At 54.0% G+C, this 13,450-nt stretch carries 14 protein-coding genes; 7 read left to right on the top strand and 7 right to left on the bottom strand.

Going from position 1 to position 13,450, the window contains the following annotated elements:
* Nucleotides 1-514 precede the first annotated feature (514 nt).
* Complete coding sequence (locus tag EJ361_RS25350) at nt 515-1,093, bottom strand: hypothetical protein (RefSeq protein WP_126249377.1); 579 nt, start codon at nt 1,091-1,093, stop codon at nt 515-517.
* Between the two features lie 98 nt (nt 1,094-1,191).
* Between EJ361_RS25350 and EJ361_RS25345 the strand changes: the two genes are divergently transcribed.
* Entirely contained in the window at nt 1,192-2,196 is a 1,005-nt protein-coding gene (locus tag EJ361_RS25345) for a helix-turn-helix transcriptional regulator (RefSeq protein ID WP_126249376.1), read from the top strand.
* A gap of 54 nt (nt 2,197-2,250) precedes the next feature.
* On the opposite strand, the gene EJ361_RS25340 is transcribed toward EJ361_RS25345, so the two are convergent.
* On the bottom strand, nt 2,251-2,970 hold the full coding sequence (locus EJ361_RS25340) for a LolA family protein (protein ID WP_126249375.1): 720 nt from the start codon (nt 2,968-2,970) through the stop codon (nt 2,251-2,253).
* Nucleotides 2,971-3,079: 109 nt separating this feature from the next.
* Between EJ361_RS25340 and ade the strand changes: the two genes are divergently transcribed.
* Nucleotides 3,080-4,720, top strand: a complete 1,641-nt coding sequence (ade, locus tag EJ361_RS25335) for an adenine deaminase (RefSeq protein ID WP_126249374.1) — start codon at nt 3,080-3,082, stop codon at nt 4,718-4,720.
* Here the strand turns inward: ade and EJ361_RS25330 are convergent.
* Nucleotides 4,717-5,805 (bottom strand): anhydro-N-acetylmuramic acid kinase, encoded by a 1,089-nt coding sequence (locus EJ361_RS25330; protein WP_126249373.1) that lies wholly within the window; start codon nt 5,803-5,805, stop codon nt 4,717-4,719. The two genes, ade and EJ361_RS25330, sit on opposite strands and share 4 nt — an antisense overlap.
* Nucleotides 5,806-5,897: 92 nt before the next feature.
* On the opposite strand from EJ361_RS25330, the gene EJ361_RS25325 reads away from it, so the two are divergent.
* From EJ361_RS25325 to EJ361_RS25315, 3 genes are all read left to right on the top strand, one after another.
* Complete coding sequence (locus tag EJ361_RS25325; RefSeq protein ID WP_126249372.1) at nt 5,898-7,766, top strand: YfbK domain-containing protein; 1,869 nt, start codon at nt 5,898-5,900, stop codon at nt 7,764-7,766.
* Nucleotides 7,767-7,841: 75 nt separating this feature from the next.
* On the top strand, nt 7,842-8,495 hold the full coding sequence (upp, locus tag EJ361_RS25320) for a uracil phosphoribosyltransferase (protein ID WP_126249371.1): 654 nt from the start codon (nt 7,842-7,844) through the stop codon (nt 8,493-8,495).
* A gap of 193 nt (nt 8,496-8,688) precedes the next feature.
* A complete protein-coding gene (locus EJ361_RS25315) occupies nt 8,689-9,705 on the top strand; it encodes a PorP/SprF family type IX secretion system membrane protein (RefSeq protein WP_126249370.1) in 1,017 nt (338 codons plus the stop codon).
* Nucleotides 9,706-9,851: 146 nt separating this feature from the next.
* Here the strand turns inward: EJ361_RS25315 and EJ361_RS25310 are convergent, their stop codons facing one another.
* A complete protein-coding gene (locus EJ361_RS25310; protein ID WP_126249369.1) occupies nt 9,852-10,463 on the bottom strand; it encodes a DNA-3-methyladenine glycosylase in 612 nt (203 codons plus the stop codon).
* A 37-nt stretch (nt 10,464-10,500) separates the two neighbouring features.
* Between EJ361_RS25310 and EJ361_RS25305 the strand changes: the two genes are divergently transcribed.
* Together EJ361_RS25305 and EJ361_RS25300 are read left to right on the top strand one after the other, a co-directional pair.
* Nucleotides 10,501-11,334: an EI24 domain-containing protein gene (locus EJ361_RS25305; protein ID WP_240646739.1), complete on the top strand. Its 834-nt coding sequence runs from the start codon at nt 10,501-10,503 to the stop codon at nt 11,332-11,334.
* A 129-nt stretch (nt 11,335-11,463) separates the two neighbouring features.
* Complete coding sequence (locus EJ361_RS25300) at nt 11,464-12,234, top strand: SAM-dependent methyltransferase (protein WP_240646738.1); 771 nt, start codon at nt 11,464-11,466, stop codon at nt 12,232-12,234.
* A gap of 27 nt (nt 12,235-12,261) precedes the next feature.
* Here the strand turns inward: EJ361_RS25300 and EJ361_RS25295 are convergent, their stop codons facing one another.
* The 3 genes from EJ361_RS25295 to EJ361_RS25285 all read right to left on the bottom strand — a co-directional run.
* Entirely contained in the window at nt 12,262-12,657 is a 396-nt protein-coding gene (locus EJ361_RS25295) for a hypothetical protein (protein ID WP_126249367.1), read from the bottom strand.
* Nucleotides 12,638-13,168 carry a hypothetical protein gene (locus tag EJ361_RS25290; RefSeq protein WP_126249366.1) on the bottom strand — a complete coding sequence of 177 codons (531 nt, stop codon included), beginning with the start codon at nt 13,166-13,168 and terminating at the stop codon, nt 12,638-12,640. Before EJ361_RS25290 ends, EJ361_RS25295 begins: the two co-directional genes overlap by 20 nt.
* Before the next feature lie 189 nt (nt 13,169-13,357).
* Nucleotides 13,358-13,450, bottom strand: a 93-nt coding sequence (locus tag EJ361_RS25285; RefSeq protein ID WP_164714262.1) for an IS3 family transposase, incomplete at its 5' end; no start/stop codon positions are given.

Raw genomic sequence — 13,450 nt, 5'->3', positions numbered from 1 at the left:
AATTTCCATTACTACCTGCATTTTAAAGGACATCGTATAATCCTTCTGCGTACGGCGGACATCGCCCTGTGATTGATATCTCCTCATTGTGAGAAAATTTGTGTCAACCTATTTCAGGACGGGTCAGTGGGTTAACAATGGGGTGAAAGACCGGGGAGCCCTTTTTTCACCGTTTTTCCAATGAACGGCCACGCTTTCCGCGGCTTTTCGCTGTAAGCGCGACAATGGATGATCTGCGGGCAACAACAACAGATCGAAAAAAGCGGCGGATGGCCGGGACCGGCCGCCGCCGGGGTTCCTCACAACGGATGTCGGCCGCTGATCCCATCCTTTTGATGGGTTTTAACACAGCGCCGGGCCGGGTAACAAGGGATGATCGTCTCGGCGGGCCGGCCATTTGCCGGAGCCCCGCCTGCTTCAAGGGTTTTCAAACGAACGGATAGCGGGGAAAACCAGGGATCGCCGAGAATGACGGAGAATGCAGCGCCCCTGTCTTCCCCAGATATTTTACTGCTTACGCCGCCTGACGGTAGGCGTAAAATGCCAGTGTAAATTTCATGTCATCCGCCAGGTCGGCCTGTTCCCGGGCATATTCTTCGTCGAACTCCAGCTCCAGGTACCCCAGGTACAGTTCGTAGCTTTTGCCCAGCGCCTGCATGCATTGGTCCACTCCCCGGGCCAGCGCCTCGGTGCGGGTAACCCGCTCGGCTGCACGGATGTAATAACAGTCGTCGTTCGTGTAATCTGCCCAGTCGCCGCCGCTGAACTGCGGCCGTTCCAGGGTGAAAGCGATATTGTCGAACAATACGGCTTCGCCCAATTGGGCTTCAAAATCAATGATTTCGGGAATCTGCTCCATGTGTTCCAGCTTCTGAACGATGGCCATTTGCACGGCTTCGCTCTTGTCTTCGATCGCGCGGAGCATGGTATTGAGCACGTCGTAATTAGTTACGAAGTCGCATTTCCGCCAGCCCTCGGCCGTTTGCATATAACCCCAGCAGGTGAGGTAATGCGAATCGTCCAGAATGATCTGCCCAACCTTGATGGCGGTGGCTTCCAGATGGGCTGCGGTTGTTACGGATACCTTTCTCATAATTTGTTGATTGATGACAATACAAAAGTAGAAGTGGCCTACGCACAGGATATGCGTAGTGAAAATGTTTTATTTTTAACCCGAAAAACAACCGTACCATGCCCAAAAACAAAGACGCCCTTTCCCGTTACCGCTGGCTGGACGAGCGCCTCCGCAACAAGCGCGTTCCCCATCCCAGCCTGGACGACCTGGTGGAATTCGTGTCGGAGAAAATGGACAAAACCATCGCCGTTCGTACGATCCAGAAAGACATCGAGGACATGCGCAACGATCCCGATCTGAATTATTTTGCGCCGATCGTGTACAACCGCAGCACGCGCAAGTATCAATATGAAGATGAGAATTACTCTATCGGTAATGTTCCGATAGACGAAGCCGACCTCCAGGGCCTGGAAGTGGCCATCGGCATCCTCGAGCAGTTCCGCAGCCTGCCCGTCATCCAGCGGTTCGAAGACGCCATCCTGAAAATTGCCGCCAGTGTGAAGATGAACCGGCAAGACCTCGAGAACCGGGGCCTCATCAAATTCAGCCGCGGCACCCAGTACAAGGGCGCCGAGCTCATCCCCGATATCGTAGACGCCATCAAAAACCTCGAAGTCATCCGCATCGCGTACCAGACCTTCGACCGCACCGAGCCCAAGGAGCACTGGGTGGAACCCTATCACCTCCGCGAATACAACCACCGCTTCTACCTCATCGGCAAAAGCCAGAAATCGCGCGGGGGAACGGTACTCACCTTTGCGCTCGACCGCATCGTCAACCATTGGCCCACCAACGATAAGTTCGACGCCAAGAATTTCGACGATGCCGCCTGGTTCCAGAATGCCATCGGCATTACCGTGGCCGAGGGAGCCCCGGAAGAGATCGTGCTGTCCTACACGCCGCTGCAGGGCAAATACGTGAAAACGCAGCCCATGCACCCTTCCCAGGAAATCCTCATCGACAATGAAGAAGAATGCCGCGTGAAGCTCCGCATCGTCGTGAACCACGAACTGGTGATGCTGCTCCTCAGCAGCGGGGCCCGCGTGAAAGTGTTGCAGCCGCAGCATCTGGCAGACCGGATCAAACAGGAAGCGGCCGACATGCTCGGCCGGTACGCATAAAAAAACCGCCCGGTGCTTTCGCTGCCGGGCGGTTCTCTTTTATATGCGCTGCGCTTATTTCGCGGGCTTTTCGAGGATGCTCGCGGTAATGCCGGGGTTCATCACCACTTTGCTGATCACTACTTTCGTTTCCATCGGCGCCTGTTCGATCACCGACGCATATACGAAACCGTCGTCGGTTTTCTTGAAGTCGCTCATCTTGGTCACGATTTCCATCTGCTGGCCCTGCATGCTGGCCGTGCTTAGGCGTTTCGTGATGTAATAAGTGGCGGGATCGATGAAATAATATGCTACCGAACCGTTTTTACGGGTGAGTTTCAGCTTGAAAGTCTCCTTTCCGTCGGTATTGTCTTTCCCTACCAGTTCTACCGTATGCCCTTTCTCTTTGGCGTTTACCAGTTCGCCTTCGAGGTCGAGCTCGGAACCCACGTCTTTCATATCTTCGGCGGAAGCGTCTACCGGTTCCGTTTGCTGCTGAATGGGAAGGAAGAACCAGCCACCGGTGGGCGTTGCCACCTGGATGTTTTTGGTGCCCAGCGCATCGAATTCCACGCGCATGCCGGTATTGCTGATCACGGACACCTTGAAGGGAAATTCCATGCCCTGCACCTGCAGCTGGCCTTCGGAAACCATGGATTTGATGCTTTTCAGTTTGGCTTCACCGCCCATGGCGGCCTGGTGTTTGCCGATCACTTCATCAGCTGTTTGCGCCTGAACGTTCAGGGCTGCTCCCGAAAGGGCTATGGCAATGGTTAACCCGAGAATTCTTTTCATTTTGTAGCGGATTTTGATGATGGATATTTAGACTACAAATGTATCTTTTCCCCGAAACTGGCAAAATCATTTCACTTCGATTTAACAGTTTTTACCGAGTTTTAACCCCATGAAAACATGGCAACTGGCAGGGAACCTGGTCGATATTCCCGGCAGAAAAACATATCCTGCGGTAATTACCATTACCGATGGCCGGATCGCGGACATTGTTCCGGCGGATGGGCCGGTCCCTTCCCGCTACATCCTCCCCGGTTTCGTGGACGCCCACGTTCATGTGGAAAGTTCCATGCTCATCCCTTCTGAATTTGCGCGGATGGCCGTTGTTCACGGCACTATCGGCAGCGTGTCGGACCCGCACGAGATCGCCAACGTCTGCGGTGAAAAAGGCGTGGAATTCATGCTGGAAAACGGCAGCCGCGTACCCTTCCGTTTCTGCTTCGGCGCCCCGTCGTGCGTGCCCGCCACCATTTTCGAAACGGCGGGAGACGCTATCGGGGTGGAAGGCGTGGACCGGCTGCTGCAGCGCCCGGATATCCACTACCTGTCCGAAATGATGAATTTCCCCGGTGTGTTGCAGCACGATCCGGAAGTGATGGGCAAGATCGCCGCCGCAAAAAAATACGGCAAACCGGTGGACGGACATGCGCCCGGCCTCCGCGGAGACGCCGCCGCACAATACGCATCCGCCGGCATCAGCACCGATCATGAATGTTTTACGCTGGAAGAAGCGACCGGCAAAATCGCCGCCGGCATGCACATCCTCATCCGCGAAGGCAGCGCCGCGCGGAACTTCGAAGCCCTGGAACCACTGATTTCTTCCCATCCGGAGAAAGTTATGTTCTGTAGCGACGACAAACATCCCGATAACCTCGAAGAAGGCCATATCAACCTGCTGGTAAAACGGGCGCTGGCGAAGGGGCACGACATCTACGATATCCTCCTGGCCGCCTGTATCAATCCCGTGCGGCATTACGGCATTCCCGCGGGGCTCCTCCGGAAAGGGGACCCGGCAGATTTCATCCTGGCCGACAATCTCACCGATTTCAATATCCTCGAAACCTGGATCGGCGGCGAACAGGTGGCGGCTGCAGGCAAAACCCTTATCCAGCCGGTACCCGTGAAACCCATCAACCGTTTCCATTGCACCGCGAAATCGGAGGCCGATTTCCGGATCCCCGCTCCGGCGGCCGTTTCCACCGTGAAAGTGATCGAAGCGATGGATGGCCAGCTGATCACTCATCCCCTCACCTTCCGGCTTACCGCCGAAAACGGATTCCTCCACAGCGATGTTTCGCAAGACGTACTGAAGATCGCCGTCGTGAACCGTTACCAGGACGCACCGCCCGCAATGGCGTTTATCAGCAATTTCGGGTTGCGCTCCGGCGCCATCGCTTCCACCGTTGCGCACGACAGCCACAACATCATCGCAGTAGGGGCAAACGATGAAAGCATCTGCCGTGCTGTGAATGCGCTTATCGGCGCGGAAGGCGGCATTTGCGTGATCGACGGGAACAACGAATTCATCCTGCCGCTCCCGGTGGCAGGGCTAATGAGCGCCGGCGACGGGTACGATACGGCGCGCAGGTACAGCCAGCTCGACAAGGCTGCAAAAGCCCTGGGGAGCAAGCTGGAAGCGCCTTTCATGACCTTATCGTTCATGGCGCTGCTCGTCATCCCCCACCTGAAACTCAGTGACAGGGGGCTTTTCGACGGAGATCAATTTGCATTTACGGATGTAGCGACAGCTTAGGCTTCAGACACCCAGAGCGCACCGTTGACACTGTCGCGCGGGGCGCCGGTAACCGACGAAAGGATGTTGGGCTGCTGGCGCCAGCGGAGCGCGCCGATGAGCGCCATCACGAGGGCTTCCTTGTAGGCGGCCGTTTGCCCGTCGGGCACTACGATGGTGATACCCAGCGGATCCAGGCGCGCGTCGATGGATTCGATGAGGAAACGGTTGAAAGCGCCGCCGCCCGTTACGAGCATTTTAGCGCCCTGCGTAGGCAATTCCAGGCTTTTTACCGCAGCTTCGATCTGCGTGGCAATGTGTTCCACGTAGGTCCGCAGTTTGCCCTGAACAGACAGCGTATGTCCTGCAATAATGGGCAAAACGGTTTCCGTACCGAAGTCGTTCGCGAGCGATTTCGGAAAAGGTTGCGCGTAGTACGGCAGCCCGTTGAGCTGGTTGAGAAGTGCGCTGTCGGTAACGCCTCCGGCGGCCAGGGCGCCGTTTTCGTCGTACGCTTTGCCGAGCTGCTGTGCCAGTGCGTCGAGCACGCGGTTGGCGGGACAGATGTCGAAAGCGCGGTAGGTGTCACCGTTTTTTGCGGAGATATTGGCGATACCGCCCAGGTTGAGCAGGTAACTGAAGTCGGAAAAGAAGAGTTTTTCGCCGATGGGGACGATGGGGGCTCCTTGTCCGCCGAGGGCCACGTCTACCGCACGGAGGTCGCTGATGACGGGGAGGGCGGTCACCGCGGCGATGGTGGCGCCGCATCCCAGTTGGGCCGTGGTGTTTTGTTCGGGGATGTGGAAAGTGGTGTGCCCGTGCGAGGCCACGAAATGGATTTTGTGGTGAAGGCCGTTGCGGTCGATGAATTCGTTCACCTGTTCGCCGGTGAACCGGCCATAGGCGGTGTGCAGGAGCTGGTAATCACGGGCGTTGAGGCGGGTGGCTTCGGCCAGGGAGGCTTTCAGCTGATCGGAGTAAGGAATGCATTCCGCGGCGTGGATCTGGTAAGACCATTGCCCGCTCACTTCCGTCAATTCCGCATAAACTACATCCAAACCATCCAGCGAACTACCAGACATCAAGCCGATTACGTGATATACCATTTCAAAATTTTCAACAAAGATAATGGAAGGCCGGATCATTTTATGGAATCGGGGCGGTGGAATGCATCCGTAGGGAAACAAACCTCCCGACCATGAAACGCATTCTCCTGCTATGCGCCATCATATTGGCGTGCGGGCAACTTTTTGCCCAAACCGTACGCATCTCCGGCAAGGTAACCGATGCGCGATCCAAAGATCCCATTCCGGGTGCTATCATCCACATTACCCCGACCGGTACCAAAACGGTTACCAATGAAAAAGGGATTTTTACCTGCCAGGTGCCGGTAAAGTATTTTTCGGTGGAAGTAAAGGCGCTTGGATATGAAACCTGTTTGCAGAAATATTCTTCTGCAGATACCTTATACCTCTTCGAACTGAAGTCCATGACATCGGCATTACAGGAGGTGATGGTGGTTGGCTATGCGCCGCGGCGAATGGTATCGCACACCGCTTCCAGCACAACTATTTCAGCGGCACAAATCTATGGCAGCAGGAGCGCGGACATCCGTCTCCGGGGGAATTTTACGATGGCTTCGCAGGACGAGTTTTCTCCCGTCAGGGACAACCGTTTCCAGTACGTAAAGCAGCAGCCTTTGAGCACATTTTCTTCGGATGTGGACCGGGCCTCGTTTTCGCTTGTCCGCAGTGCGCTCGATATGGGGCGGTTCCCGGACAGGGACGCCGTTCGCGTGGAGGAACTGATCAATTATTTCGATTATGGATATGCGCAACCGGCCGATGGCGCGCCGGTAGCGGTGCAGGCCGACCTGGCCCAATGCCCCTGGAACCCGGCGCATCAGCTGGTGCGGATCGGCATCCAGGGAAAGAAAATCCCGGTGGAAAATCTCCCTCCTTCCAACCTCGTGTTCCTCATCGACGTGTCTGGCTCCATGCATGCGCAAAACAAGCTTCCGCTGGTGCAACAGGCGTTCCGCTTGCTGGTGAAGCAGTTGCGGCCGCAAGACCGCGTAGCGATCGTGGTGTACGCAGGCGCGGCGGGCGTGGTTTTACCGTCTACCCCGGGCAACCACAAAGCGACGATCCTCACTGCAATCGATCAGTTGCAGGCGGGAGGCAGCACGGCAGGTGGGGAAGGCATCAAACTGGCTTATGCCACCGCCAGGGAAAACTTCGCCAAAAACGGCAACAACCGCGTGATCCTCGCTACCGACGGCGATTTCAATGTGGGCGTTTCGAGCGTGGGCGACCTGGAAAGCCTCATCGAGCAGGAACGGGAAGGGAATATATACCTCTCCGTGCTCGGTTTCGGGATGGGCAATTACAAGGACAACCGGCTGGAAACGCTGGCAGACAAAGGGAACGGGAACTATGCTTATATCGACAATTTCGAGGAAGCGCGCCGCACTTTCATCACGGAATTCGGCGGCACGCTGTTTACCATTGCCAAAGACGTGAAGCTGCAGGTGGAATTTAACCCCGCCAGGGTGCAGGCTTACCGGCTGATCGGGTATGAAAACCGGCTGCTGGCGGATGAGGATTTCAACGACGATAAAAAGGACGCCGGCGAGATGGGTTCCGGTCATAGCGTGACGGCGCTGTACGAGCTGGTGCCCCCGGGCGTGAAGCTGACAGACGCTACCGTGGACCCGTTAAAATATCAGATGCCGGAAACCACGGGCATCGTTTCCAGTGAGGAAGTGCTGACGGTGAAGGTCCGCTATAAAAACCCCGACGGCGGCCGGAGCAAGCTGATCTCGCAGGTACTGAAGGGAACGGCCGTTCCGATCGGCGACAGCCCCGAAAGCTTCCGTTTAGCCGCTTCCGTGGCGCAATTCGGGATGGTTTTGCGGAAAAGCCGGTTCGCGGGAACGTCGAGCTACGCTTCAGCGCTGGAGCTTGCCGGCGGGTTGAAGGGGGCCGACGACGAGGGGTACCGGAGCCAGTTCATCAGCATGGTGAAACAAGCGATGGCGTTGGCAGACGTGGCACGGAAGGAATAATGTTATCAATGGGAAAAAGCGTCCCCGGTAGCGAAAAAAGTGCTATTTTGGCGTGAAACGCAAAACAGCAGGGTTATGATTATCAATCTGAGTGACACCAACTCACTTGTGGGCGAGTGGATGAGCGAGATCAGGGACGAAGTGATCCAGTCAGACAGGATGCGGTTCCGCCGAAACCTGGAAAGACTGGGTGAAGTAGCTGCCTACGAGATCAGCAAAACGCTGATGTATGTAGACAAAGAGGTCGAAACTCCGCTGGGAAGCGCGCATATGCAGGTGCTGAAATACCAGCCAGTGATCGGGACCATCCTGAGAGCCGGACTGGCGATGCACCAGGGGCTCGTCAATTATTTCGACAAAGCCGACCATGCGTTCATTTCCGCCTACAGAAAGCATAACCGCGACGGTTCTTTCGAGATCAGTCTGGAATATGTTTCCTGTCCACCGCTGGACGGGAAGGTGCTGATCCTGAGCGACCCGATGCTCGCTACCGGGGCTTCCCTGGTAAAAACGATCGAGCATTTGGCAGAATTCGGCAAACCCGCTCATATTCATATCGTTACGGCGATTGCCTGTACGATCGGGATTGAATATGTGCAGCGGACTGCGGATGCGAATATCAGCATTTGGGCGGGTGATATCGACGATGAGCTGACGGCCAAGGGGTATATCGTACCTGGCCTGGGCGACGCCGGCGACCTTGCGTTCGGGGAAAAAGTGCAGCAGTAACAAAAGGTAATTATCCGCGTTTAACAAATAAGACACTGGCTAACAGTATATCGGGCGATTCCGGAAGGCTTTGCAAATGGGTCTGTTTCAATGCGCTGCATTGTTATATAGATTTAATTTGAAATATAAAATTGATTTTCTACCTTAGCATTGTATAGTGTCCCTATCAGCCTTTAACCGATGAAGTATTGAAATGAAAAAACTACTACTCCTATTAACCATAGCCCTTTATGCATTCAGCCCTGCAAAGGCGCAGGACCCGCACTTCACGCAGTTCTTCGCGTCTCCGCTTACGCTGAACCCGGCGTTTACGGGGTACTTCTCCGGCGATCTTCGTTTATCCGGCAATTACCGCAGCCAATGGCGCAGCATTGCGTCTCCGTACGTGACGGGCACGCTGGCGGCGGATTTCGGCATCCTGAAGAACAGCATTCCTTATACGGATACCTGGGGCGTAGGGATTCTGGCGTTGTACGACAAAACCGGTGCTGGCGCCCTGACGTCCAACTTCGTGGCATTGAGCACGGCTTATCATAAAGGGCTTGATGTGGAAGGCAACCATACGTTGGGGCTGGGCGTGCAGATGGCATATGCACAGAAAAGGGTAGACCAGACCAAGCTGATTTTCGAACAGCAGATCGGTGATAACGGGTACGATCCTTCCCTGCCCAGCGGCGAAACGATCATGAACCCGAACATCGGTTATCTTGATTATAACGTGGGCTTGCTGTATAGCGGGCTGGTGGGAGAATCTTCCAACATTTACCTGGGCGCTTCCTATTATCACTTCACGCAGCCTACCGAAACTTTCCTGGACAACAACAACAACCGTCTCAGCTATCGCTATACGGTGCATGGCGGCGGTTCTTTCCCGGTGAACGGCGGCAACCGCATCCACTTCAGTGCACATTACATGCGTCAGAACCAGGCCGTAGAAACCACGATGGGCGCGGCTTACGGCTTCCTGCTGAACGATATGCCCGATGCGCCGACCATCTTCTACGTAGGCTCATGGTTTAGGTTGAAGGATGCAGTGAACCCCTATGTAGGCCTGGAATTCAGCAGCTTCAAGGTGGGTTTGAGCTATGACCTGAACGTATCTACACTGAAGCCCGCTTCCAATTATCGCGGCGGCATGGAACTGTCTGTGATCTACATCGGCAAACGCGGCGACAGCAACAAGAACGGTACGCTTTGCCCGAAATTCTAAGCTGACATTTTTACATAAGCAGCGCCCACGCCCGGTTACTGGCGTGGGCGTTTTTCTTTTCCCCTGACCGCGGCCGGACGGACGGGACGTATAAAATCGTTGATCGTTTGCACGATGCGGCGTTGGGCGGCTGCAGTCACGCCTAATTATCTTGTAAGCCCTTTCCCTTTGCTGACCCATTTGTTGCCGCGAATGGAGAACCGGTAGGGCAGGTAGGCGTCTTCCATCGCGTAGGCGACACCGACGCGGGTGCCGGCCACGATGTCTTTCGCGGGGACGGCGGGAGCGTCTTCTATCCAGATTTTTTTGCCGAGGAGGCTTTGTCCGGTGAGGGCGGTGTTGATACCGAGGGCTCGGGAGAGGCTGCCGGGGCCTGCGGTGAGGGTGTGGTCGAGTTTGGTTTTGGCGGTGCGCCGGAGCATTTCGGGTATGCCGTCGAGGGGTTCGAGGCCGCGGACGAGCACGGCGTGCGGCACTTCCTGGAGATTGGTGACTACATTGAAGAGGTGGTGGATGCCATAGCAAAGGTAGACATAAGCTACGCCGCCTGCTGCGAACATGATTTCGGTGCGCTGGGTCCGGCGGTGGTTCCAGGCATGGGAGGCTCTGTCTACCGCGCCGTTGTAGGCTTCCGTTTCCACGATGCGCCCGGAGGTTCGGACGCCGTCGATTTCCGTAACCAAAACCTTTCCCAGCAAGGATTTCGCTACTTTCAGCACATTTTTTTCGAGATAAAATGCTTGATCGAGTTTAGGCATACTGAAAAATAATACTAATTTACGTTCGACCCATCCGTTGCTTGAGCAAAACTCCAGTACATTTTTTGCTACCATTTTAAAAAAGCGAACGTTGTTTTCATTAAGAGAAGTACTAGGCGCTATTCAGTCTTTTGGTGTTGCCCATCGATTCATCACTGAACATCGGCTGTGGAAGTGGATTTTGATCCCGGGGATCGTTTACTGCCTGATGTTTGTGGCGGGAATTATATATGTGTGGGATTATTCCGGCGTATTCATTGATTACGTGCTGAACCTGCTGACGTTGAAAACGTGGATCGAGGAGTTACAGAACGGGTTCGTGAATTTCCTTTTTTTGCTGGTGGGGTTCGCGGTGAGGATGGTGTTCCTGATCATGTATTTTTCCTTTTTCAAATACCTGTTTTTGATAGTGGGGTCTCCGCTTTTCGCGTATTTATCGGAAAAGACGGAGAGCATCATGCAAGGGAAGGATTTTCCATTTAGTACGGCGCAGCTGTTAAAAGATCTGTGGCGCGGGATCCGGTTATCTTTACGGAATTTGGTGTACCAGACGGCGTTGATGCTGATTTTGGCGATCCTGGCGTTTGTACCGATTTTGGGTTGGTTGACGCCGTTGATAGCGATGCTGGTGGAATGTTATTATTTCGGATTTTCGATGATGGATTACAGTTTCGAGCGCCGCCGCTGGACGATGCGGCAGAGTATCGCCTATATCCGTCAGCATAAGGGTATGGCCATGGGGAACGGCGTGGTTTTCTACCTGTTCCTGTTCATCCCGGTGTTGGGATGGTTGCTGGCGCCTTGCTACGCGGTGATTGCGGCTACGATCCATTTGCAGCAGCAACGGCTGCCCATGGGGACGGCAGAGTAGTCCTGAATCCCTATCTTTGCCGGAATTCGGGAAAAGGAGCTACAGACAAGCAATTGAACGGGCCCAAGCCGCATCCGACGGAATCACCGCGTTCTTTGCAGGTATCTCAGAACGGAAAAGCAAATTACCTTGTCTTTCGATCAGCTCCGTCTGCACAGCCTCTATTCCCCGAACCCTAAAGCATCGATTATGTCTCAAAGCGGGAAATTATATCTCATTCCGACGGTCCTCAGCGCTGATGCGCTTTTCAGCCTTCCTCCGTATATCACCGACACAGTACGGCAATTGCGCATTTTCTTCGTGGAAAATGAACGGACCGCCCGCCGGTTCCTCAAAGCCCTCGACCGATCCATCGATATCGATAGCCTCCAACTCCTGCTCATGAACGAGCATAATCCTCCCGACACCGCCAGGGCCAAAAAGCTCCTCCAGGAAGGCCATTCCATCGGCGTCATCAGCGAAGCCGGATGCCCCGCCGTTGCCGATCCCGGCAACCTCGTTGTTCAGGCCGCCCACCAGGTGCAAGCCACCGTGGTACCCATGGTCGGCCCCAACTCCATGCTCCTCGCTTTGATGGCCTCCGGCATGAACGGCCAGCACTTCCAGTTCGTCGGCTACCTGCCCGTAAAACCCCTCGACAGAGCCAAAGCCATCAAAGACCTGGAAACCACCTCCGCAAAAAAACAGCAAACCCAACTTTTCATCGAAGCACCCTATCGCAACAATCAATTGCTGAAAGATATTCTCCAAAACACCAACGACCGCACACTCCTTTGCGTAGCCGTAGACCTCACTGCACCCACAGAATTCATCCGCACGCAAACGATCGCCCAATGGAAAAAGGATACCTCCGATTTCCATAAAAGACCGGCGATCTTTTTGTTGTTTGCAGGGCAGTAATTCTAAAAGTTCAGGCTATGGCCTATTCTACAGATAAGGCTCATGCAGAAACTTTAATTCTTCCTTCTCCATTCTTCGTGCTTCGCAATGTTTATGCAGCGCATCCTCCACTTCTGCCCTGTTAAAAGGCTTGAAGACCGGCTTCTCCAGCAATTCCAACCCGGTAAGCCTTCTCCACCAGTTAGGTAACCAGCGCCCCTTTTTGTATTCCGTCATCCGCTTCTCAAATGCTTTGAGGCGCTCCCTGTGCTTAAAATCCTCAGGCCAGTCGTCGGCAAAAAAAGCGATGAAATAGTCTGTGGTATCTAACCTCGGCAACTTACGCGAACGCCGGTGCCACTTGTCCATGATCCAGGACATCCGATAAAAATCAACAAAATCCCTCAACGTCTCCTGGTAAATTTTACGTAGTAGTAAATTCATATATCAAATGAAATATTAAACAAACGATGTAGGGCACAATAGCTGCCAGCCCCCAATTAAACATCCAACGATAATAGTTTTCCTTCCTCTTGGCCATCACTGCCATGATAGTCAACAGGTCCATCATATCACGGAGATATTGCCTCGTCAGCATCCGTTCAATATCCCCCGCATCAAATCCCGCCGCCTCCAGTTCTTTCTGCAAGTCAGTATAAGTACCCAACGGCTCCGGCAACACCGACTCCTTCGGCATGATCAACCGCCCCGCGAAAAACACCGACACCGCCAGCATACCCAACAACAGCAAGTAACAGGCATAATACACCACATGCACCTCCCTCCCGGATTTGAACAAATCCAGCGTTATCGGCATCAAAAAAATCGCTACCGCAGAATATATAAAAAGCAAATGGGTCAACTTATCCGTATACCGCTGATATGCACCCACATACTGCTCCAACCGGCGCTCATGCATATCAATCAGCTCCCCGATCTCAAACAAGGACTTCACGTAAATGGATTTTTAACAAACAATCATTCAACGCCAATCATGACGATAAAGTAAAATTAAGTCGTATTGTAATCGGGTAGGGATTTAAAAGGCGAGAATATCTCCGAACGGGAAGAGGAAATCTCCGAAAAACGGAGAAATAAAAAAGCCGGACCTTTGTAGTGCTCCCAAAAGGTTGGACTTTTTAGATTAAGCGGCTTGAGTTCGATATTGTATTGGACTCAAGCCGTTTAGTTTTAATTTGATTCTGTGGTTATTGTAATAGTTTATGTACTCAATGAT

It is taken from the genome of Chitinophaga rhizosphaerae (assembly GCF_003958645.1).
Classification (GTDB): Bacteria; Bacteroidota; Bacteroidia; order Chitinophagales; family Chitinophagaceae; genus Chitinophaga; species Chitinophaga rhizosphaerae.
The sequence above is the reverse complement of the archived record's forward strand: the minus strand, read 5'-3'. Positions and strand labels throughout refer to the sequence as shown.